This window comes from Nocardia sichangensis, assembly GCF_047200615.1.
Lineage (GTDB): Bacteria > Actinomycetota > Actinomycetes > Mycobacteriales > Mycobacteriaceae > Nocardia > Nocardia sichangensis.
This window is the reverse complement of record NZ_JBJZOK010000002.1, coordinates 195377-217352: the sequence shown is the minus strand read 5'-3', so window position 1 is coordinate 217352 and position 21976 is coordinate 195377. Positions and strand designations below refer to the sequence as shown.

Genomic DNA, 21976 nt, shown 5'->3' with positions numbered 1-21976 from the left:
TCGCGATTCGCCGCAGCCATGTGCCACTCGCGGAGATCACCATTCGATGCCTCGTTGGCCTTTGCGGCCCGCGTCCATGGGGTGTTTGAGTTTGGTCATTTCGGTGACCAGGTCGGCGGCTTCGAGGAGGGGTTGGGGGGCGTCGCGGCCGGTGATGACGACGTGTTGGTTTCCGGGGCGGGTGCGGAGGGTTTCGACTACTTCGGCGGTGTCCACCCAGCCCCATTTGAGGGGGTAGGTGAATTCGTCGAGGACGTAGAAACGGTGTTGTTCGGTTCTCAGGCGGCGGGCGATCTCCTGCCAGCCCGCCAGCGCGGCCGCGGCGTGGTCGTCTTCCGTGCCCTGCTTGCGGGTCCAGGACCAGCCCTCGCCCATCTTGTGCCATTCGACCGGCCCGCCCGCGCCGGTCTGCTCGTGCAGTGTGCCGAGAGCGCGGAAGGCGGCTTCCTCCCCGACCTTCCATTTGGCGCTCTTCACGAATTGGAACACCGCGACGTCGAAACCTTGGTTCCAGGCCCGCAGCGCCATCCCGAACGCGGCCGTCGACTTGCCCTTGCCCGGCCCCGTGTGCACGGCGAGCACCGGCTGGTTGCGCCGCTGCCGCGTGGTCAGTCCGTCGTCGGGAACGGTCTCGGGAACACCCTTGGGCATCGAATCTCCTTGCTCTCGACCTACAGCGTGTCCAGGTCGGAAGCCACGACCTCACACAACCGGCCCGGACCGAACGGGCGCGTGCTCGCTCGACCGATCGCGCCGCCCACCAGGCGAGTGCCGCCGAGCGGCACGTAGCGGACACGCCGATCGAAAGTCGTGATCACGCCGCTCGAACCGCACCACTCGGGCGTGCGGAACTCGACCGCACGACATCGGCGACCGCATCGCCGGTCAGCTCGGCCAACCGCAGATATCCGCCGCGCAGGTCGCGAGCCAGATCCGCGGCGAGGCCGAGGCGGATCATGCCGCGTTCGCAGTCGACCACGATCGAGGTGACCGCGTCCCTGGCGAGCGAGCGGGCCGCGGCGCGGGCGCGGGGAACCGGGTCCGCACCACCGGTGGCGCGGCCGTCGGTGAGCAGTACCAGCATGGGCCTGCGGCGCGGATCCCGCACCCGCTCGCGCAGCACGATCTCGCGCGCCTTCAGCAGGCCCGCGGCCAGCGGCGTCTTCCCGCCCGTGCGCATCCCGGACAACCGGCGCACCGCGATGTCGACCGACGAGGTGGGCGGCAGCACGAGTTCGGCCTCCGCACCCCGCACGGTGACGACGGCGACCTTGTCGCGGCGCTGGTAGGCGTCGCGCAGCAGCGTGACGACCGCGCCGGTGACCGCGGACAACCGGTCGCGGGCGGCCATCGAGCCGGACGCGTCGACGACGAACACGACCAGATTGCCTTCGCGGCCTTCCCGATACGCACCACGGAGGTCCTCGGCGGCCAGCCGCAACGGCCCGGCGGCCCGCCCGCGCGCATGCTGATGCGGCGCGGCCGCGAACACGGTGCCGAGCAGGTGCAGCCCCGAGGAGGTGTCGGTGCTGGAACGCACCGCTCGCCCGTGCCGGGATTCCGCGCGTGAGCGGCGCCCCGGAGCGCCCTCGCCGACACCGGGCACCTCCCAGCGCGGTGTCCGCGCACCAGCGGAAACCGGTGTGCCGGTACGACCTTCACCCGAGCGCCCGCCACCCGGACCGTCCGGCGGCGACGGGTCTTCATGGCCTCCGCCCGGACCTTCCGGCGGTAGGGGGTCGTCCGGGTCGTCCCCGGGACGAGCCCGTCTTTCGTCGTCCGTCACCGCACCGTCGGCCTCCCCGGCGTCCTGCTGCGCGGACGACGGCTGTTCGCGTTGCGCCTCCGCGGCGGCGTCGCGCATGGCGTCGTCGAGCTGTTGCTCGCTGATGCCGGGCTCGTCGAACGGATCGCGCCTGCGCCGGTGCGGCAACGCCAGTTCGGCGGCCACCCGCACGTCGTGCTCGGTCACCGCGTCGCCGCCGCGCCATGCGGCGTGCGCTGTCGCGGTGCGCGCGACGACCAGGTCGGCGCGCATGCCGTCGACGTCGAACGCGGCGCACAGCGCGGCGATCCGGCGCAGCTCCACATCGTCGAGCGCCACCTGTCCCAGCCGGTCGCGAGCGGCGAGAATCCGTTCGGCCACTTCCTGGTCGGCCTCGGCGTACCCGGCGGCGAATCGGGCCGGGTCGGCCTCGTAGTCCAGCCTCCGGCGCACCACCGCCATGCGCACGTCCACGTCCCGGGAGGCGGCCACGTCCACGGTCAGGCCGAATCGATCCAGCAGCTGTGGACGCAGCTCGCCCTCTTCTGGATTCATGGTGCCTACCAGAACGAATCGCGCCGGGTGCGAATGCGACACACCGTCGCGCTCGATGTGCACCCGGCCCATCGCCGCGGCGTCCAGCAGCACGTCCACCAGATGGTCGTGCAGCAGATTGACCTCATCGACGTACAGCACACCGTGATGGGCGGCGGCCAGCAGGCCGGGTCGGAACGCCTGCTCCCCGTCGCGCAGCACCCGCTCCAAGTCCAGCGAGCCGACCACGCGGTCCTCGGTCGCGCCCACCGGCAACTCCACCAAGCGAGCGGGCCGCGCGCCGGTCTCGTCCACCACCGGCGGCAGCAACTGCGCCAGCGCGCGCACCACGGTCGATTTCGCGGTGCCCTTCTCGCCGCGCACCAGCACGCCGCCGATACCGGGATGCACCGCGCAGAGAATCAGCGCCAGTTGCAGCCGTTCCTGCCCGACCACCGCCGAGAAGGGAAATCCCGCCTCACCGTCCGAGGCGGAAAGTGTTCGGCCGCGCTGATCGGACGTAGGCACTGTTTCGGCATGGGACAGGGACACGCCCCAACTCTAAGGGCGCGCCCGCACCCATCCGACAGGGCCCTTCGATTCAGAACCGATGCGGGCGGGCCCCGAAAGCGCCGCACCCGCCCCGGAGACTTCCGGAGCGGGTGCGAATGGCGGACGGAGTGGCTACTCGCCTCCCCTGCGCATCGGCACGTGCGCGATGCCGTCTTCCTCGAACTCCGGGCCGTCGACCTTGAAGCCGTGCTTGGTGTACAGGTCGATCAGGTAGCTCTGCGCGCTCAGGCGCACCGTCGCCGAACCCACCTCGGCCAGCGCCGCCTGCAGCAGTCGCGTGGTGTACCCGTGTCCGCGAGCGGGGACCGCGGTGCAGAGCCTGCCGATACGGAAGCTCTTCACACCGTCGCGGTGCTCTTCGCACAACCGCAGCGTGGCGATGACCTCGCCCTCGTCATCGAGCCAGAAGTGCCGGGTCTCGGGAAGCAGGTCCTTCCCGTCCAGTTCGGGGTACGCGCACTTCTGTTCGACGACGAAGACTTCGACGCGAAGTTTCAACAGCTGGTAGAGCGTCGCGGTATCGAGATCCTGCGCCCAGGAGCGTTTGAGAGCAACCGTTGACATCATCGCGCCTTGCTATCACAACCTAGGCGTTCGCCGCGACCCCTGCACGTCTCGGCGTGTTGTCGCCGCCGTCGACGAGGTTGAGCGCTTTGGAGGTCCAATCCCACACTTCGTGGAACAGCGCCGGGTCCTCCGAGAGCTTGACGCCCAGCGAGGGCACCATCTCCTTCAGCTTCGGCGTCCATTCGGCGTACTCCTGCGGGAAGCACCGCTGCAGCACGTCCAGCATGGCGGTCACGCAGGTGGAGGCGCCCGGGGACGCGCCGAGCAGACCGGCGATGGTGCCGTCCTGGGCGGCGATCACGGCGGTGCCGAACTCGAGCACGCCACCCGCGCCCTTGCGCCGGATCACCTGCACGCGCTGGCCCGCGGTGATCAGCTCCCAGTCCCTGGCCTCGGCGCGCGGGATGAACTCCGACAGCGTGATCACCTTGCCCGCCTCCGACTTCAGCAGCTCGCTGACCAGGTACTTGGTCAGGCCGAGTTCGGTGACGCCGACGCCGAGCAGCGAGAAGATGTTGTTCGGCCGCACCGACTTGAACAGGTCGGTGTTCTTGCCGTCCTTGAGGAACTTCGGCGTCCAGCCAGCGTACGGGCCGAACAGCAGGCCCGGCTTGCCCTTGATGACGCGAGTGTCCAAGTGCGGCACCGACATCGGCGGAGCGCCGACCGCGGCCTTGCCGTACACCTTGGCCTCGTGCTGGTTGATCAGCGCCGGGTTCACGCAGCGGAAGAACTGACCGCTCACCGGGAACCCGCCGAAGCCCTTCGCTTCCTTGATATTCGCCTTCTGCAGCAGCGGCAGCGCGCCGCCGCCCGCGCCGACGAAGACGAATTTGCTGATCAGCGTGCGACTTTCGCGGGTGCGTACGTTGCGGACCGTGACCAGCCAGGAGCCGTCGGACTGCTTGGACAGGTCACGCACCTCGTGCCCGAAGGCCAGGTCGGCGCCGGAGGCGCCGAGGTAGGCGAGCAGTTCCTGGGTGAGCGAGCCGAAGTCGATGTCGGTGCCGCCGTCGGTCCAGTTCAACGCGATCGGATCGGAGAAGTCGCGCCCGCGCGCCATCAGCGGCAGTCGGCGGGAGAACTCGTCGGGGCTGTCGATGTACTCCATGCCCTCGAACAGCGGGTGCGGCGCCAGCGCCTCGTACCGCTTGCGCAGGTACTGCACGTTGTCGGCGCCGTGCACGAAGCTGACGTGCGGGATGGGGTTGATGAAGGCGGACGGATCGCGCAGGATGCCGTTCTCCACGCCGTAGGACCAGAACTGGCGGGAGACCTGGAAGCGCTCGTTGATGTCGACGGCCTTGGTGATGTCCACCGAGCCGTCGGGCGCCTGCGGGCTGTAGTTCAGCTCGCACAGCGCCGAGTGTCCGGTGCCCGCGTTGTTCCACGGATCGCTGCTCTCCGCGGCGGCGGCGTCGAGCCGCTCGAACAGGGAGATCGACCAGTCCGGCTGCAGCTGCCGCAGCAGCGCGCCGAGGGTGGCACTCATGATGCCGGCACCGATGAGTACTACATCGGTCTTTTCAGTCATGGCAGCGTTCGGCACGGGTAGATCGACTTCCTTGTCTGCGCGGGCCCACCGGGCGGGTGGACCAGCCTGGGCACGGTGTAGTTGTGGCTCGGTTCCGGCGTCCGCCGGTTCCGAACGGCATGGCGGGAGTCAGGTTACCCGCCGTTCACCTAAGCCCAATTGTGCACCTCACCACGCCGCCACCCCGCAGCGAACCTGCGGAATGTGCGGAATGCGACAGAGACGGTCGTCACTTCGGCGGCCGGGTGGCGGCCGCGGACTGTCCGCGTTCGACACTGTCCAATAGATTGGTCGCGTGACGAACGAACAGTCGCTTGCCGAGCCGGTCAGCACCTCCCCGGATGGCGCAGGCTGGCGCCCCGACGTCCTCGGCCCGCACTATCAGCAGCGCACGCTGGACCTCGGTCCCGACCCCGACGGCGAGGGCGAGGTGGTCGCCACGCTGGTGCGCTACGTCCCCTCCGGCGACGTCGAGCAGACCGCGGGCGCGGTGCTCTACGTCCATGGTTTCACCGATTACTTCTTCCAGGAGCACCTCGCCGAGCACTTCACCGCGCGCGGGTTCCAGTTCTACGCTCTCGACCTGCGCAAATGCGGGCGGTCGCTGCGTGAAGGGCAGACTCCCCACTATGTGACGGATCTCGCTTTCTACGACCGCGAGCTGGCGGAGTCGCTGCGGATCGTCCGGGCCGAGACCGGTGCTCCCGTCGTGCTCAACGCCCACTCGACCGGCGGCCTGGTCGTGTCGCTGTGGCTGGACCGGCTCAATCGGGCCCAGGGCACGGCCGCCGCGGGGATCACCGGCGTCGTGCTCAACAGCCCGTGGTTCGACCTGCAGGGTCCCGCGTACTACCGGAGCATCGGAACGCCGATCATCAAGGCCGTGGGACGGTTCCGGAAGATGGTCCAGCTGCCCGGCGGCAAGATCAGCACCTACGGCGACAGCCTGCACCACTCGGCGTCCGGTGAGTGGGAGTACAACCTGGACTGGAAGCCGTTGCAGGGCTTTCCGGTCCGGCTCGGCTGGCTGCGCGCGATCCGCAACGGCCACGCGCGGCTGCACCAGGGCCTGGACATCGGGGTGCCCTCCCTGATCCTGCGCTCCCGGATGACCAAGTTCGCCAAACAGTACGGTCCCGCCGTGGCCGTGGCCGACGCGGTGCTCGACGTCAAACAGATCCAGCGCTGGTCGGGTTGCCTTGGCGACCGCACCAACATGGTGCCGATCGACGGCGCCAAGCACGACGTGTTCCTGTCCGGCCCGGAACCGCTGGCCCAGGCGTTCCGCGAGCTCGACAGCTGGCTCGACTGGCTCGCGGACTACCAGGGCGCGAAGTCACCAGAGGCTGGTGCGTAGCACGATCTCGGTGGCCAGCTCGTGGTCGGCTTCGGTGGCCACGTCGGTGACGTCGACCTCGACCACCCGGAATTCGCCGTAGACGAACCGCCCCGACGTGTCGGCCACCGAGCGCGGCAGATTCTTGGTCACCAAGAGCGTGGTGGGCACCTCGACCGGACCGGTGGACGCATCCACCACCGTTCCGTCGGCGCCGGGAGTCGCCGGGTGGCCGCGATCGGCCACGACCAGGCTCTGGAAGCGGCCGAAGCCGTGTGCGCACGCCTGCCAGGCCAGCACGGCACCCGCGCCGCATCCGGCCACGTTGACCCACGGCAACCCCAGCTCATCGAGGATCGCGGTCACACCGGCCGCGTCGAGGCCGTCGATCGACTCCACCGCGAAGGTGCGCAGATCCGAGGTGTGCAGGCGAGCGCACACCCGATCGAAGACGTCCGCCGGCTCGCCCGCGTCGGGCAACAGCAGCACGCTGTGCCGGGATTCCGGTCCGTCGATCCGCACGGTCCACGCCCGGTCACCCACCGTGATCTGCCGAGATTCCATGCCGATTCACGCTACACGGCTCGCGGCGCCGTGGCGGCGGGTCCGGGGTGGCGGAATCAGGCGAGCAGGCGCATCCCGGCCCGCTCACCTGCGTTGTGGTCGAAGGTGACGGTCAGGTCACACCCGGCCTCCTGGCCGAGCTGCTGGATCAGCGCGTCGGCGAAGTCCGCGCCGTCGGCGGCCCGGCGCAGCGCCTGGCGAACGGTGTCGGCGCGCTCGACCACGATCTCGCTGGAATCGAGCAGTCCGAGCAACACGTCGGTGACCGCTTCGGGATCCTGTTTGTAGCCGCGGCGCAGCACCCAGTGGATCTCGGCGAGCACGATCATCGTGATGTAGCCGGGTTTGCTCTCGCTGAGCCCGTCGATCACCTGATTGGCGCGGGCGGATTGCTCCGGGTCGTCCTGGGTGAGGTAGCGGATCAGCACGTTCGCGTCCAGGCCGATCATTGCGCCTTCCCTTCCACCACGTTGCCCGCGATGGCCTCGTTCATCTCCGCGAGGCCGATCGGCGAGCCGGACCAGCCCACGATGCCCTTCAGCGACTTGATCGTGCGCGTTTCGGGCACCAGTTCGTAGGTGCCGCTGGGCGTGGGGACGAAGGCGACCCGCACTCCGGTACGCAATCCCATCGCCACACGCACGTCGATCGGGATGGTGATCTGCCCCTTACTGGTCACCGTCGCCGACACCACATTGCCCCCTCGGCTGTTGGGTCTCTTCTCCGCCGCCATCATCCTCGCACCCGACCGCACTCGCTCGACCCAGCCTTACCTGGAGCCGAATTCCTTACTGCAAGGTAAGGCGCGGGGTGGCTCCCGTCAACCGATACGGTCGCTCGCGAGCACCACGTCGGTGGCCATGATCGGCAGACCGGCGGGCGCGCCCTCGGCGACCAGGCGCTCGAGGGCGGCGAGGTCGAGGTGACCTTCGATCAGGTCGGCCAGCAGATCGAGTTGCGCGGCGCGCACCCCCGCGACCGAAACATCTTCGGCCACAGCGAATCCCGACCGGCCCGCCGCGGCGGCGACCGCGCGGAGCCACCCGCGGCGGAACTCGTCGGACTCGAGCAGCCCGTGCAGGTGGGTGCCCCACACCGCGCCGCGGACGCTGCCCTCCGGCTCGCCGTCGATCGTGAGCCACGCCGGGTCGCCGCGGTGCGTGACGCGGCCGTGATGGATCTCGTAACCGCGCACGGCGACGCCCGCCGCGTGCCCCGCGCTGCGGCGCAACACCTTCGGCTCGGCGAATTCGACGGTGAGGTCGAGCAGCCCGAGTCCGTCCACCGCACCGGCGCCGGACTCGACGCGGTCGAGAACGCGGGTGCCGAGCATCTGATATCCGCCGCACACGCCCAGGATCGGCCCGCCCGCGGCGGCGCGCGCCATCAGCGCGGCGGCGATGCCGGTACGCCGCAACCACCGCAGATCCGACACCGTCGCCTTACTGCCGGGCAGCACCACCAGATCGGCGTTCGCCAGCCGGGACGGCTCGGTCACCCAGCGCACCGCGACGCCCGGTTCGCAGGCAAGCGCCTCGACGTCGGTGGAGTTGGAGATGCGCGGCAGCCGGATCGCGGCGACGGTCAGCCATTCCTCGCCCACCGGCGGCAGGGGGCGGCCCACCGGCGCGTCGGCGAGGGTGCCCAGCGAGTCCTCCGCGTCGATCCACAGGTCTTCGGCGTACGGCAGCACACCGAGGGTCGGGCGACCGGTGAGTTCGGTGAGACGCTCCAGTCCCGGCTGTAGCAGCTCCACCGCGCCGCGGAACTTGTTCACGATGAAACCCGAGATCAGTTGCTGGTCCTCGGGTTCCAGGATGGCGACGGTGCCGAACAGGTGGGCGAGCACGCCGCCGCGATCGATGTCCCCGACCAGCAGCACCGGCAGGCCCGCCGCGCGCGCGAGGCCCATGTTCGCCAGATCCGTCGCGCGCAAGTTGATCTCGGCGGGCGATCCGGCGCCTTCGCAGACGACCACGTCGAATTCGGCGCGCAGCGCGGCGAGTTCCGCGGCGACCACATCGCGCAATTCCCGCCGATGCCGGAAGTAGTCCTCGGCGCCGACGGTGCCGATCGCCTTGCCCCGCACCACCAGCTGGGAACGGCGGTCGCTGCCGGGCTTGAGCAGGACGGGATTGAACCGCACGCTGGGCTCCAGCCCGCATGCCTGAGCCTGCAACGCCTGCGCTCGCCCGATCTCCCCGCCGTCGAGCGTGACCACGGAATTGTTGGACATGTTCTGCGCCTTGAACGGCGCGACCCGCACGCCGCGCCGCGCCAGCATCCGGCAGATCCCGGCCACGACGACGCTCTTCCCCGCGTCCGAGGTCGTGCCCGCGACCAGCAGCGCGCCCTTCATCGCGGGCCGGTCATCCGGCGCACGGCCGGGCCCCCGGTCACGGGAGGGTCAGGATCTCGGTCCCGGAATCGGTGACCACCAGGGTGTGCTCGAACTGCGCGGTCCACTTGCGGTCCTTGGTCACCACGGTCCAGCCGTCGTCCCAGATCTCGTAGTCGATGCCGCCGAGGTTGATCATCGGCTCGATGGTGAACGTCATGCCGGGTTCGATGATGGTCTCCACCGCGGGCTGGTCGTAGTGCAGCACCACGAGCCCGCTGTGAAAGGTCGGGCCGACGCCGTGGCCGGTGAAGTCGCGCACCACGCCGTAGCCGAAACGGTTGGCATAGGACTCGATGACGCGGCCGATCACGTTCAGCGCCCGACCGGGACGCACCGCTTTGATGGCCCGCATGGTGGCCTCCTCGGTCCGCTCGACGAGCAGGCGCACCTCCTCGTCGACGTCACCGGCGAGGAAGGTCTTGTTGGTGTCGCCGTGTACGCCGTCGATGTAGGCGGTGACGTCGATGTTGACGATGTCGCCGTCCTCGATCACGGTCGAGTCCGGAATGCCGTGGCAGATGACCTCGTTCAGCGAGGTGCAGCACGACTTCGGGAAACCCTTGTAACCGAGGGTCGACGGGTAGGCGCCGTGGTCGCACATGTACTCGTGCGCGATGCGGTCCAGCTCGTCGGTGGTGACACCGGGGGCGACCGCCTTACCCGCCTCCTCCAGCGCCTGCGCGGCGATCTTGCCCGCGATGCGCATCTTCTCGATCGTCTCGGCGGTCTGCACCCAGGGCTCGCGTCCCTCGTTGGCGGTCTTCTTCCACGCGTATTCCGGGCGCTCGATGGTGCGCGGTACTTCGCGGGTGGGCGACAGCGTTCCGGGGACGAGGGGCTTGCGGGTGCGGACAGACATAGCGAACAGCGTAATCGGCCGACACCAGCGGTGCCGAGGGCCTGCGGGAACAGCGTCGGACCAGGGTCCGGTTCATGTCGGCGCGGCACTCGCGGGCCAACCACGAACCGGGTTGATGCCACCGAGTCGACGTAGGCGACACACTCGAGCAATTCGGTCGAGTGTGTCCCTCGCGCACATAAAATGATTTGCCGACCGGAAGCCCTCTTCGGGTGGGAGTGAATATGGCCACTGAACCAGCTTCTCCACCGCACCGAGACAGAAACGAAATGGCTTCGTCACTCGAGATACCCTCCGACCATTCGGAGGAAAGCCCCACGGCCGAGTCGGAGTCTCCGAAGGAAGAGTCCCCTCGTGCGGCGGATACGACCACTCGAAGCGGACGCTACGCACTCATAGCGGCGCTGTGCGCCGCGCTCATCTCCAGCATCGTGTCGGCATCAGCGGCTGTGTATGTCACAGTCAACAAAGCCGATCGGGACGAGCGACTGGCATTGGTGCAGGTGACGCTGAAGAATCGGAGAGAGGCTTATCACGACCTCCTCGCGAGTGCGTACAGCTTCCTGACGCTGGTGGGGTCGACAGCCGGATCTCTCCGCGTCGGCAACCTCGAGAGTTTCCGTTCCGGAACGGTGGAGTTCACCAATCGTATGGTTGCGTTCCTGGCCGCCGCCGATCTGGCGAGCATGACCTCGAGCGAGGAAATATACGCGATGCTGCGGAAGATTCCGCCGATGTCGGAGGAATTGGTCGAACAGCATTACAAACCCTTTGTCATGAAGTACCTGGCAACATCAGGAAGCACCTCTGACAGCGCTGAGTTCAAGCGCGACAGCGCAGCTCTCGACACCGCGCTCATCGATTACGGCAACCGGGTGAGTGACTTGATGGGCCAATTCGTAGACCAGAGCCACAAAGAGCTCTCCTAGCGACCGGCCCGGGCCTAGGCCACGACGACCGCTCCGACGCGGTGTCGGCGGCAACGATCACACCGCCGGTCCACCCGCGCCATACCATGGGCGGCGTGTCCGCACTACCTCTCATCTTCACCGCAGGCTGGGCCAGCGGAGTCAACGCATACGCGGTGGTCCTGCTGCTCGGAATCTTGGGCCGGTTCGGATTCACCGATTCGGTACCGGATGGATTGCAGCGCACCGATGTCCTGATCGCGGCGGCAGCGCTGTTCCTGATCGAGGCCGTGGCGGACAAGATCCCGTATCTCGACTCGTTCTGGGACGCTCTGCACACCGTGGTGCGGCCGATCGCGGGCGCCGTGGTCGCGGCTCTCCTGGCCGGACAGGACGGTTCGCTGCCGCAGCTCGCCGCCGGTGCGGTGGGCGGTACCGCCGCGCTGGTGAGCCACCTGGTGAAGGCCGGAACGCGCATGGCCGTCAACACCTCGCCCGAGCCCGCCAGCAACATCGTGGTCAGCACCGCCGAGGACGTGACCGTCGCGGGTGTGGTCACCCTGGCCGTTGTTCCACCCTCTGGCGGCGGCGGTGATCGCGGCGGTGCTGCTCGTCATCGGTCTGGCGCTGGTGTATTTCTGCGCGAGCCGGATCCGTCGCTATCTGCGCCGGCGCCGCGCCCGCCGGGCAGCGCGCGCGGGCAACCGAGTCGCAGTCGCTGAATAATTGCCACGCAGGCGAATCCGTCACGGGCGTGCCGCGCCAGTCGACCACGCGGCACGCCGGGCGGGGCGCCCCGTTGCGCCCGCCGTCACTGTGCCGGCGACAAGAGCGCCCGGCTGGAGCGGAACTCGGCACCGGGACGTCGCCATTCGGACGAGTGACGCTGCGGGGCAGTGTCACTATCGCGGACGAGACCACCGTCGCGGCGAACTCATTGTTCGGGCAAACGGCGGCGGCCACCGGCCACGTCGGTTACCAGGTCAGTGTACCCGTCGACGAGTTCAGCCAGTTGGTACCAATGTTTATGGGTATTGTCGCTGCGTCCGCCCTCGACGTGGATGACTTGATTGGCATCCACCCAGCTACGCGCCATCCGGTCCACCACGGCGCCCAGGCTTTCGGTGTGCAACGAGGCGCCGTTGCGATGCTGCGGGATCTCCTGCGCGACCCAGTCGTTGATGTCGTCGACCAGTTCGAGGCGACGGCAGTCGATTTCGGCGATGAGTGCGGCGTCCACCACCTGCGCGCGGCGCTGGTGCAGCTCGGCGAGTGCGTGTGCGGACCGCAGCAGTTCCCGGTCTTGGAAACGCCGTCCCTGGAAAGCGCACAACAATTGCGGCGCGGTCGGTAAGGCGCCGACCGTCGGCGCGCTCACCGCCGCACTCCGAGTTGACCCGACCCCAACGCTCTTTGTACCAACATAATTGGCTCTCGATTCGGTTATCCCGGCCATCGGATGGGTTGTCACAACTAGGCTAGCTGGATCATGCACGTACAGATGCAAGAACGCAAGATTGCGTCTGCATTTCTGCGGTCAAGGGCTCCATACGGCGCGCGGAGGCCCAGAGCAGACCGGTCGCAACCTTTTTCGGCTCACCGATCGAGCGCTTGCGGCGCCGGTCGGCGATGACGAGCACCACCACTCGTTCCCCATTTCCGGCCGCCCGCTCGGCCGCCCGCTCGGCCGGTCGCCGGCCCGTGCGCACGAATTCGCCCACTGCTGTGCACCTTCGGTAGCCGACAGTGCGCTGTCGATCTTCCTTACGACGTGGGAAGCCCCTCGCCGGGCGCCTTGCCACGCGCGCCGATACCTCAGCGTCGCACCGATCCTCAGCCGCTCGCCGACTACGCGGCCACGTTCACAGCTGGGTCACGGCGGCGAGCAACGTCAGCGCGGGCAAGGCGCCCTGCACCACCGCGCCCCTGGCGAACCGGCGGTCGTGCGCCACCAGCACCACCGCCGCGGCCAGCATCGATCCGCAGCCGGCGAGCACCAGCGCCCATCCCGCCGCGGGCACCGTCCGCAGGATGGCCACGCCGACCAGTGTCGTCACCGCGAGGAACAGGTTGTAGAAACCCTGATTGAACGCCCACGGCCGCGCCGCGGGCAGTTCGGCTCCGGAAACCCGGAATACCCCCTGGTACACCTTGGGGTCGCCGAACCGCACGGACTCCATGACGAAGATGCCGACATGGAGTAGGGCGGCCGCGACGGCGAACACCTGTACGACCCAGAGCATTCGACCTCCTCACGATGCGCGCCGGGGAATCCTATGGCCCCCAGCCGCGGAACGCCGCGCAACACACCGCCGACACGCCGCCGCGCTAGTCGGTCAACCGGCCAGTCCGAAAACGCGTCGGGCATTGCCGCCCAGGTACAGCTCGCGAGTCTCGTCGTCCAGGCCGAGCGCGGCGAGGCCGTCGAGCGCGTGCTGCGGGAAGATCATCGGATAATTCGTACCGAACAACACCTTGCGGCGGCCGCTACCGGACTTCAGGTACGACACCAGTTCCGCGGGAAGGCGTTTCGTCGTGTACGCCGAGGTATCGATGACGACGTTCTCGTGCTTGCGCGCGACCGCGATCATCTCCTCGGTCCACGGATAGCCGATATGCCCGCAGACGATCGTCAGCTCCGGGAAGTCGAGCGCGACCTGATCGATGTACGGGATGGGGCGCCCGGTTTCCGACGGCCGCAACGGTCCCGTGTGCCCGACCTGCGTGCAGAACGGGATTCCCGCATCGACGCACGCGGCGAACAACGGATAGAAGCGCCGATCGGTCGGGGGCACTTCCCACAGCCACGGGAGCACCCGCAGCCCCTTGAAGCCCTGGTCCACGCGGCGGCGCAGCTCCCGTACCGCGTCCATCGGCCTGCGCAGATCCACCGACGCGATGGGGAGCAGGCGCTCCGGCGCCTCGGCCGCCCAGGCCGCGACCTCGTCGTTGGAGATGAGGACGCCTTCCGGCGCGTGCCACGCCGAGATGAGCGCTCGGTCGACGCCTGCGGCATCCATCGCGTCGAGAGTGAACGACAGCGGGATCTCGTCGGTCGGTATCACGGCCCCGGTCCACCGCCGCAGCGAGGCGAACATGTCGTGGGCGAGGAATCGCCGAGTCGGATGCTGCGCCCAGACGTCGATGGTCATGCGCGGATTCTGACATACGTCATAGCGCCCCGGACACCCCCGCTATGACGCGCGCCGTGGAAAGGCACTTTCGCGACAAACGGTGCGAGACAGCGACTTCCATAACCACGGACAGATATTGCCGAGTCGCGTCGGCCACACCGCGCCCGCCCCCGAAACTGGTGATAATACCCTCCCCACCTCATGGTCTATATCAGCCGTAATAACCAGGCAAAGGGTTCGCTGGGCATAAACTGGGTATCTACCGCAGGACCACAGACAGCCGACAAGAGCAGGGCCATGGCAGGTTCGGACCCGTTCGCCACACAGCACGATCGACCTCCAGGTATCGAGCGGGAACTGGAGGGCGCGGGTCTCGACGACCCCGAAGTGATCGGCAAAGGCGGGTTCGGCGTCGTCTACCGCTGCAGGCAGCGGGCGTTGAACCGCAGCGTCGCGGTCAAGGTCCTCACCGCCCGGCCGGATCTGGAGCCGGAGAACGTCGAGCGATTCCTGCGCGAGCAGCAGGCCATGGGCGCCCTGTCCGGGCATCCGAACATCGTGCCGATCCTCCAAGTGGGCACCACCCGCAGCGGACGCCCCTACTTGGTGATGCCGTATCACTCGCACGGTTCGCTGGAGAACCGTATCCGCCGGGAAGGCTTTCTGCCGTTGCCCGAGGCGATCGGGATCACCGTCAAGCTGGCGGGCGCTCTGGAGACCGCGCACCGGGCCGGGATCTTGCACCGCGACATCAAACCGGGGAACGTCCTGCTCACCGACTACGGCGAGCCGCAACTGACCGATTTCGGGATCGCCCGCGTCGAAGGTGGTTTCGAGACCACCACGGGAGTGGTGACCGGCTCGCCCGCGTTCACCGCCCCGGAGGTGCTGCGCTCCGGCGTTCCATCCGTCGCCTCGGACGTCTACGGGCTCGGCGCGACGCTGTTCGCCATGATCACCGGCCACGCGGCCTACGAGCGACGTTCCGGTGAGCAGATCGTCGCACAGTTCCTGCGCATCTCCGCCGATCCGCTGCCGGACCTGCGGCTCGACGGCATCCCCGACGAGGTCGCGGCCGCCATCGAGGCCAGCATGGCGCACAATCCCGCGGATCGTCCGCCCTCGGCCGCCGCCTTCGGCGAGATGTTGCGCGAGATCCAGCGCGGTAACGACATGCCGGTCGAGCACATGACCCTGCCCACCGGCGAGCAGCCCGCGCCCGAAGACCTCAGCACGCGGCCGCTCACCGCCACAGCGCGTTTTCCCACTCCCCACCCCAAGACGCCGCCGACACCCGAGACCAAGTTCCGCCCGGCGATGTCCACCCGGCCGCTGGTCCAGCGCGAGCGCCTCATCGACGCGTTGCAGACCGAGCCGCGGCCCCGCCTCGCCGTCATCCACGCCCCGGCCGGGTTCGGCAAGAGCACGCTGGCGGCCCAGTGGGCCAAGCGTCTCGCCGACACCGAGAAAGTGGCCGTGGCCTGGTTGAACGTCGACCGCGACGACAACAACGTGGTGTGGTTGCTGACCCACCTGATCGAGGCGTTCAACCGCGTGAGCCCCGCGCTGGCGCCCGGCCTTGCCCCGGTCCTCGAAGAGGGCGACACCAGCGCAGCGCGCTACGTGCTCACCACGCTGATCAACGCCATCGACGAACGCGACGAGCGGTTCGCCCTGGTAATCGACGACTGGGACCGGATCACCGACCCCGCCGCGGTCGATGCCCTGCTCTACCTGATCGACCAGGGGCCGCGGCACCTGCAGATCATCCTGACCAGCCGATCGCTGGAGGGCCTGCCGCTCGGCACCCTGCGCGTTCGTCACCAACTCGTCGAAATCGACGCCGCCGCACTGCGTTTCGACGCCGGGGAGGCGCGGGCCTTCCTCACCGAGCAGACCGGTCTCACCCTGGCCGACACCGAGAGCGCCGAGCTGCGCGACTACACCGAGGGCTGGGCGGCGGCCTTGCAGCTGGCCTCGCTGTCGCTGCGTGAGCATCCCGATCCGGCCTCGCTGATCGCCCACCTGTCCGGGCGTCATCACGCCATCGCGGAGTACCTGGCCGAGAACGTGCTCGACACCGTCGAGCCCGAACTGCGCGAGGTCCTGCTCGCCACCTCGCTTCCCGAACGGATCTCCGGCGGCCTCGCCACGGCGCTGACCGGGGACCCGCACGGGCAGGCCCTCCTCGAGAATCTCGAACGCCGCAACCTGTTCCTGCGCCGCGTCGACGAAGGCGGCGAATGGTTCCGCTACCACCATCTGTTCGCGGAGTTCTTGCGCCAGCGCCTCGAGCGCGATCATCCCGAGCGCGTGCGCGAACTGCATTGCAAGGCAGCCTCGTGGTTCGGCGACAACAGGATGCTCAGCGAGGCCATCGACCACGCGCTGGCCGCCGACGACGGCGACATGGCCGCAGACCTCCTCGAGGCGAAATCCCGCGCTCTGGTGCAGGACGGGCAGCTCGCCACGTTCCTGGGACTGCTCGACAAGCTCCCGCCCGGCATCGCCGCCGGCCGCCCCATGCTTCAGGTCGGTGTCGCCTGGACGCACGTGCTGCTGCGGCGGCCCACCGAACTGCATGCCGCGTTACGGCTGGTGCGGGCGTCGCTGGAGAACGAGCCCGCCGCAGATCCCGATGTCGCGCTCGAAGCCGACCTCATCGAGAGCGTGGAGCGCGCCTTCGGCGACCACCCGGAAGGACTGGACGCCGTGGTCGGCAAATGCCTGGCCCGGGCCGACACGTTGGGGCCGTGGGCGCTGTGCGCGGCCGCCAACCTCGCCGCGTTTTCCGCGATCACCAAGTTCGACTACGAGCGGGCACGGGAGTGGAACGACTGGGCCACCCCCTTCTATCGCAAGAACCGCAGCACGTTCACCTTGATGTACAGCCACTGCCTGGTCGGCATCGCGGCCAGGGAACAACTCGACATCGCCACGGCGGAACACAGCTTCCGCACGGCGGTCGAGATATCCACCACCTCGTCGGGCCCGCGGTCTTATGCCGCTCGCTTGGCCGGCGCCCTGCTCGGCGAGCTGCTCTACGAACGCGACCAGCTCGCCGCGGCCGAGCGCCTGCTGGACGAAGCGGGCAGGCTCGGCACCGAGGGCGGCCCGGTCGACCTGCTGATGGCCAACTACGCCACCGGCGCGCGGATCAAAGCCCTGCGCGGTGACCTGGCCGCCGCCGCGCGACGGCTGGACGAAGGCGCCGAGTTGGCGCGGGCCATGAAGCTGCCGCGCCTGGCCACCCGCGTGGCCAACGAGCAGGTCCGGCTGGGCCTGACGGCCACCTACGTCACCGAACCGCCGGCCGGAGAGGGCGGTATCGCCACGATGGCCGCGGAAATGCGTGAGGACTCCGCTATCCGCATGCTGCTGCGTTCGGGGGCCGCCAAAAGGGTGACCGCCGCGTCCACGCGCGCCCGTCAGCTGCGGGATTCGATCGACCCCGATCGACGTCCCCGCGCCGCGGCACAGGCATCGCTGCTGCTCGCCTCCTGCCTCGCGGCGGCGGGAAAGACCGAAGCGGCCAAGGACGAGCTGGCCCCGGTGGTGGTCAGGTACGCCGATGCCGGTCTCATCCGGCCGCTGCTCGACGAGGGCCCCTGGATCATGTCGTTGCTGCACAGCCTGGACTACGACCTGCGCGAAGGCCTCTGGGACGAGGAACGACCGATGATCCCGCCCGCGTTTCTGCGCAGGTTGCTGGCCCGCTGAGCGCCATCGGCCGCCTGAGTCGCCACCCGCCGCGATACCTCTGCTCGAACGCGGACGCCGGACATCGCTCGGCCGCGACAGTTCGCGCCGACGGGCGGTGGATCGCTTCCGCCCCTCACAACACCGGTTGCGGACCGAGCGAAGTGTCGGTGTCCAGAATGTGCAACACCCACCGGCCCTTGCCGTCGGCCTTCGCTCGGTAGAGGCCGGTGTCGGCCGCGTCGAGCAGTGATTCGGCGTCCGCGCCCGCGACCGCGGTGACGACCGCGCCGATGCTGATCGACATGCGTAGTCGCCGGTCACCGGCCGTGATCGGGTCGACAAGCGCCTCGAGCAGGCTGTTCGCCACCGTGGCCACCCGGTGATCGCTGGCGGGCGGCGGGATCAGCGCGACGAACTCGTCCCCGCCGATACGGGCGACCAGACACCCGGTTCCGCGCACACTGTCCTGCAGGCGTCCGGCGACCGCGGTCAATATCTGGTCACCCGTGCCGTGGCCGTAGCGGTCGTTGATGTGCTTGAAGCGGTCGATGTCGACGAAACACAATCCCGCCCGATCCCCGTTGCGCGCCTCGTCGATCATCGCGTCGATTCGTTCGATGAGATGCCGCCGGTTCGGCAGTCCGGTGAGCGGATCGTGCCGGGCCTGCCGGTGCAGTTCCTCGCGCATCCGGTGCTGTTCGGTGACGTCCTCGCCGACCGCGAGCAGGTAATCGCTCTGCCCCTCCGCGCCCTTGACGAAGGTGATGGCGAACGACGCCCACCCGTAGCTGTCGTCGGCGCGCCGGATGCGCTGTTCCAGTTTCACCGTGCCCGCACCGGCCGGGACCAGTTTCTCGTACACCAGCGTGCGGATGCCCTCGCGGTCGTTGGGGTGCGCGAAGTCGTAGACCGACACCCCGCGCAAGCTTTCCACCGGGACTCCGATCATTTCGGCCAGACCCCGGTTGACATCCAGCAACGTACCGTCGGTGTCACCGATGGCGATCGCGATCGCCGCGTTGTCGAACACCACACGGAACCGCTCGTCATCGGATCGGTGCGCGTCCTCGTTCGCGCGCCGCTGTGCTTCGTATCCCTGACCGACCTCCGCGAGCAGCGCCGCGAGCCGCCGGCCGGCCTCCGGGGCCGTCGCCTGTTCGGCCAGCCCGTACAGGACCTGGGCCGACGTGCTGGGCACGGCCGGGTCGTCCAGTCCCGCGGAGGCCAGCGACGCGCCGACACGCCTGCCGACGCTCGCGTCGAAGGGTTCGGCTTCCAAGCCGGAAGCCAGCTCCTCGATCATCCCGAGTAGCGCGAGCTCGGGGTCCGGTACAGACGCGGACCCACCGGCGACGGCCTGCAGAGCGCGCCACCACATGTTCGCCATCCTGGCGAGTTCGATCTGTTCCACCGCAACCCCCTCACCATTCAGGCCGGAGATAGCCCCCGACGCATCGTATCCACACATGTTCGAGACCGTCGAGTACTGCCGCCTGGAAGCATTCCCAGGAATGGTGAGAGTGGAGCTATAACTGCAACCCGTTCTCCCGGAAGATCGACGCCCCCTTGTACCGCAGAGTCTTCACCTGCCAGACCCAGGTCGCCTGGACGCAGGCGACCAGATCGGCGAGGTGGGTCGCGACGGTGGACGCCAAGGCGGCGTCCACCGCTGCCAGTCGGTCGCACCGTTCGGTGGCGACCGCACACAGTTCCCGGAACTCGGCCAGGCGCGCGCGCACGATCTCCGTGGCGCCACGCACGGCGTCCTCCAGCGAGTATCCGGGGTGGTTCAGCAACACCGCGGGGATCAAGTTGAAATCCGCCAGATCGACAATGCACTCCTTCTCGAAGGAGAACACGTCGTTCATCAACGCGCCGATCTCGACGGTCAGCACCCGCAGCCGGAGGAGGTCCCCGGCCAGCCCCGTCCGCCGGATCAGCTCCCAGGGCAGATAGTCGTCCCGGCCGAACTCGCACAGCGCGATCGCCGGGTACATACCCGAGACCTGAGCCCGCAGATCGATGTACTCCGCGACGCTGAGCAAACCGCCGCGCGCCCGGGCGTTCTGGTCCTGGATCGCGGGCCGCAGGTGCGCGACGGTGGCTTCGATGAACCGATCGAGCCAGTCCGCGTCCGCGCGGGCGGACAGCATCGTGAGGAACGCCGAGGTCGAGGTCTCCAACGGGGTGGCGTCCGCCGGTGCCGACCCTGTGCACAGGAGCGCGCACAGCCGATCGATCGCCACCCGCGCCTGCCGCTGTTCGTCGTCGCCGAGGTGCCCGAACTTCTCCCGGCCGACAGTGTCGTTGAGCCAGAACAGGATCGCGTTGTACAGGCCGATGATCGTCATCCGCTCGGCGCTGACGGCGCCGGGGTGCAGATAGGGCGTCATGCTGTTGTAGTGCGGGCCCGCGGGCTCGAGCCAGATGCCGTGCTCGCGGCAGAAACGTTCCACCTCCGCACAGGCTTGCTCCCCGAACCGATTGGGCCGGAAGTCGCGGCAGTAGTCGATGATGTCCCAGTCGGGTGTGCCGAACATCGCGCGCAACGACCACTGCCGCCCGGTCCGCAGCAACATCTCGTGTTGCCCGCGCATGTCGACGATTTCCCGCTCGAGTGCCGATGTGTACTCACTGACCACAACGACTCCCTCCCACTATGGTTACTTCTAATGAATTGTCTCCGACTTATCGGTAGTGGGACCGGTCGAAGGGCGAAGATCACGCAACACTCGCGCTCTGAATGGCATTGGCGCATCGCGTATTCGACGGCGACACCGCGGCAAACGGGAGCTCGGTCCGCAGCGCGGCGCCACGGCTCGAGAGTCGACATGGCGCACGGAGGCAAGCGGCCGGTACGGGACGCGCAGGGTGCTCCGGTGCCGATGTCGCCGGACGCGACCTCCCCTTAGGGCCGCCTATCGGGTATCGGTCACCGGTACGGCGCTCACTTCGACGCCAGGACGTCGTGCATGGTCAGCAGCAGATGGTCGAAGCGCGCCCGTTGCGCCGCAGGACCGCCACCCATCGCGGGAACCTCGCCGACCAGTTGTTGCGCCAGGGTCCGCAACTTGATGTTGGTTTCCTGGGAGCGCCATTGCAGCACCCGGAAGGCCTGTTCGGCGTTGATGCCGTAGACCACCATGAGCACACCCTTGGCCTGCTCGATCACCGCCCGTGATTGCACCAGTTCGGGCAGCGTGTCGTCGAGGATCTCCTGCCGGTTCTCCTCGAGTGTGCCGGACACGTCGATGAAATAGCCCGCGGTGCCGACCACCGACTCCTGGTCGTCGAGCATGCGATCGGCGACGACGATGACGTGATGGGTGCGCCCGGCGGTGTCGATGACGCGGTGACGTCCGCAGAACGGCTCACCGGTTCGCACGGCGGAGGCGATGGACTCGGCGACGAGAGCGCGGTCGTCGGGATGCTTGTGCGCCAGCAACAGCTCCGTACTGGGTCGCGCACTCCCCTCGGTGTAGCCGTATATCGCGGCCGCCGCGTCCGACCATTCCCATCGCTGATCCTCGAACCAGAAGCGGAAGCTGCCCACGCTCTGCGGCGTGCCCGCGATGACGCTCTCGATCGCGGAGGCGCTTCTCAGCGCGAGGTCGTCCATCCTCGTCACGCGGTCATTATCCATCGGCGCCCGAGGGCCACGGCCGGGAACACGAGATGAAACCAAATTGTGGCAAACTTTCGGCATCATCACGAAAAGGCCCTCTAGCTCGACACTATGGACTTAGTTCATATGTATGAATGCATTGGCAATTAATCCGCAATGGGCGTGATGCCGGGCGGTCAGCGCTATTGCCCACGCCCCGAGCCGGAATCCACACCGGCCGCGTTGCGTCGCCCAGGCGCGGCAGCCGGGCCTCTCCCGGCCCGCACGGACGCGCGGCGTCGTCCGGCGATCACGTTCGAGCGTGGCGTTCCCACCGCCCGGAAAGCGGCTCCGCACAGTTCGGCGAGTCTCCACACACCCCCGCAACCGAGCGGTCGGTCCGGTTCGCCCCGCGATATCGCCCAGCGGCCGTAAACGCACACGAAAACACCGACCATAAGGTGCATCACGGGAGGTAGTCTCTGTTGCTGTGCC

General features: G+C 68.4%; 21 protein-coding genes. 4 read left to right on the top strand and 17 right to left on the bottom strand.

What is annotated here, in order from left to right; all coding sequences use genetic code 11:
- Nucleotides 1-36: 36 nt before the first annotated feature.
- The 5 genes from cobO to mqo form a co-directional block, all read right to left on the bottom strand.
- Complete coding sequence (cobO, locus tag ACL03I_RS03500; protein WP_355070049.1) at nucleotides 37-651, bottom strand: cob(I)yrinic acid a,c-diamide adenosyltransferase; 615 nt, start codon at nucleotides 649-651, stop codon at nucleotides 37-39.
- A gap of 20 nt (nucleotides 652-671) precedes the next feature.
- A complete protein-coding gene (locus ACL03I_RS03495; RefSeq protein ID WP_355070047.1) occupies nucleotides 672-818 on the bottom strand; it encodes a hypothetical protein in 147 nt (48 codons plus the stop codon).
- On the bottom strand, nucleotides 815-2827 hold the full coding sequence (locus ACL03I_RS03490; RefSeq protein ID WP_412805201.1) for a VWA domain-containing protein: 2013 nt from the start codon (nucleotides 2825-2827) through the stop codon (nucleotides 815-817). Before ACL03I_RS03490 ends, ACL03I_RS03495 begins: the two co-directional genes overlap by 4 nt.
- A 156-nt stretch (nucleotides 2828-2983) precedes the next feature.
- Nucleotides 2984-3439 (bottom strand): GNAT family N-acetyltransferase, encoded by a 456-nt coding sequence (locus ACL03I_RS03485; protein WP_356961386.1) that lies wholly within the window; start codon nucleotides 3437-3439, stop codon nucleotides 2984-2986.
- Nucleotides 3440-3458: 19 nt separating this feature from the next.
- Nucleotides 3459-4973, bottom strand: a complete 1515-nt coding sequence (gene mqo / locus ACL03I_RS03480; protein WP_355070043.1) for a malate dehydrogenase (quinone) — start codon at nucleotides 4971-4973, stop codon at nucleotides 3459-3461.
- Nucleotides 4974-5268: 295 nt separating this feature from the next.
- On the opposite strand from mqo, the gene ACL03I_RS03475 reads away from it, so the two are divergent.
- Nucleotides 5269-6330: an alpha/beta hydrolase gene (locus ACL03I_RS03475; protein ID WP_355070041.1), complete on the top strand. Its 1062-nt coding sequence runs from the start codon at nucleotides 5269-5271 to the stop codon at nucleotides 6328-6330.
- On the opposite strand, the gene ACL03I_RS03470 is transcribed toward ACL03I_RS03475, so the two are convergent.
- From ACL03I_RS03470 to map, 5 genes are all read right to left on the bottom strand, one after another.
- The gene (locus tag ACL03I_RS03470; protein WP_355070039.1) at nucleotides 6310-6873 is read right to left on the bottom strand and encodes an alpha/beta hydrolase; all 564 of its coding nucleotides are present in this window, start codon (nucleotides 6871-6873) and stop codon (nucleotides 6310-6312) included. The two genes, ACL03I_RS03475 and ACL03I_RS03470, sit on opposite strands and share 21 nt — an antisense overlap.
- 56 nt (nucleotides 6874-6929) lie before the next feature.
- Nucleotides 6930-7322, bottom strand: a complete 393-nt coding sequence (locus ACL03I_RS03465; RefSeq protein WP_195149221.1) for a PIN domain-containing protein — start codon at nucleotides 7320-7322, stop codon at nucleotides 6930-6932.
- Nucleotides 7319-7552: an AbrB/MazE/SpoVT family DNA-binding domain-containing protein gene (locus ACL03I_RS03460; RefSeq protein WP_355070037.1), complete on the bottom strand. Its 234-nt coding sequence runs from the start codon at nucleotides 7550-7552 to the stop codon at nucleotides 7319-7321. Before ACL03I_RS03460 ends, ACL03I_RS03465 begins: the two co-directional genes overlap by 4 nt.
- A gap of 141 nt (nucleotides 7553-7693) precedes the next feature.
- A complete protein-coding gene (locus ACL03I_RS03455; RefSeq protein ID WP_412805127.1) occupies nucleotides 7694-9232 on the bottom strand; it encodes a cobyric acid synthase in 1539 nt (512 codons plus the stop codon).
- 37 nt (nucleotides 9233-9269) lie between these two features.
- Nucleotides 9270-10133, bottom strand: a complete 864-nt coding sequence (gene map, locus ACL03I_RS03450; RefSeq protein WP_397076572.1) for a type I methionyl aminopeptidase — start codon at nucleotides 10131-10133, stop codon at nucleotides 9270-9272.
- Nucleotides 10134-10357: 224 nt separating this feature from the next.
- Between map and ACL03I_RS03445 the strand changes: the two genes are divergently transcribed.
- Both ACL03I_RS03445 and ACL03I_RS03440 read left to right on the top strand, forming a co-directional pair.
- Entirely contained in the window at nucleotides 10358-11062 is a 705-nt protein-coding gene (locus ACL03I_RS03445; RefSeq protein WP_412805126.1) for a hypothetical protein, read from the top strand.
- A 95-nt stretch (nucleotides 11063-11157) separates the two neighbouring features.
- Entirely contained in the window at nucleotides 11158-11763 is a 606-nt protein-coding gene (locus ACL03I_RS03440) for a DUF4126 domain-containing protein (protein ID WP_412805125.1), read from the top strand.
- A gap of 212 nt (nucleotides 11764-11975) precedes the next feature.
- Here ACL03I_RS03440 and ACL03I_RS03435 read toward each other — a convergent pair whose 3' ends face one another.
- From ACL03I_RS03435 to ACL03I_RS03420, 4 genes are all read right to left on the bottom strand, one after another.
- Entirely contained in the window at nucleotides 11976-12335 is a 360-nt protein-coding gene (locus tag ACL03I_RS03435; protein WP_412805200.1) for a DUF4254 domain-containing protein, read from the bottom strand.
- Nucleotides 12336-12528: 193 nt separating this feature from the next.
- On the bottom strand, nucleotides 12529-12762 hold the full coding sequence (locus ACL03I_RS03430) for a hypothetical protein (protein WP_412805124.1): 234 nt from the start codon (nucleotides 12760-12762) through the stop codon (nucleotides 12529-12531).
- 141 nt (nucleotides 12763-12903) lie between these two features.
- On the bottom strand, nucleotides 12904-13284 hold the full coding sequence (locus ACL03I_RS03425; protein ID WP_356961375.1) for a DUF1304 domain-containing protein: 381 nt from the start codon (nucleotides 13282-13284) through the stop codon (nucleotides 12904-12906).
- 93 nt (nucleotides 13285-13377) lie between these two features.
- Nucleotides 13378-14193, bottom strand: a complete 816-nt coding sequence (locus tag ACL03I_RS03420) for an amidohydrolase family protein (protein ID WP_356961373.1) — start codon at nucleotides 14191-14193, stop codon at nucleotides 13378-13380.
- Between the two features lie 279 nt (nucleotides 14194-14472).
- On the opposite strand from ACL03I_RS03420, the gene ACL03I_RS03415 reads away from it, so the two are divergent.
- Nucleotides 14473-17895 carry a protein kinase domain-containing protein gene (locus ACL03I_RS03415; protein ID WP_412805123.1) on the top strand — a complete coding sequence of 1141 codons (3423 nt, stop codon included), beginning with the start codon at nucleotides 14473-14475 and terminating at the stop codon, nucleotides 17893-17895.
- 115 nt (nucleotides 17896-18010) lie between these two features.
- On the opposite strand, the gene ACL03I_RS03410 is transcribed toward ACL03I_RS03415, so the two are convergent.
- The 3 genes from ACL03I_RS03410 to ACL03I_RS03400 all read right to left on the bottom strand — a co-directional run bounded on the left by ACL03I_RS03410 (nucleotide 18011) and on the right by ACL03I_RS03400 (nucleotide 21496).
- Nucleotides 18011-19288, bottom strand: a complete 1278-nt coding sequence (locus tag ACL03I_RS03410) for a diguanylate cyclase domain-containing protein (protein WP_412805122.1) — start codon at nucleotides 19286-19288, stop codon at nucleotides 18011-18013.
- 115 nt (nucleotides 19289-19403) lie between these two features.
- On the bottom strand, nucleotides 19404-20519 hold the full coding sequence (locus ACL03I_RS03405; protein ID WP_364427061.1) for a terpene synthase family protein: 1116 nt from the start codon (nucleotides 20517-20519) through the stop codon (nucleotides 19404-19406).
- Between the two features lie 305 nt (nucleotides 20520-20824).
- Nucleotides 20825-21496, bottom strand: a complete 672-nt coding sequence (locus ACL03I_RS03400) for a PAS and ANTAR domain-containing protein (protein ID WP_356962435.1) — start codon at nucleotides 21494-21496, stop codon at nucleotides 20825-20827.
- Nucleotides 21497-21976: the final 480 nt, after the last annotated feature.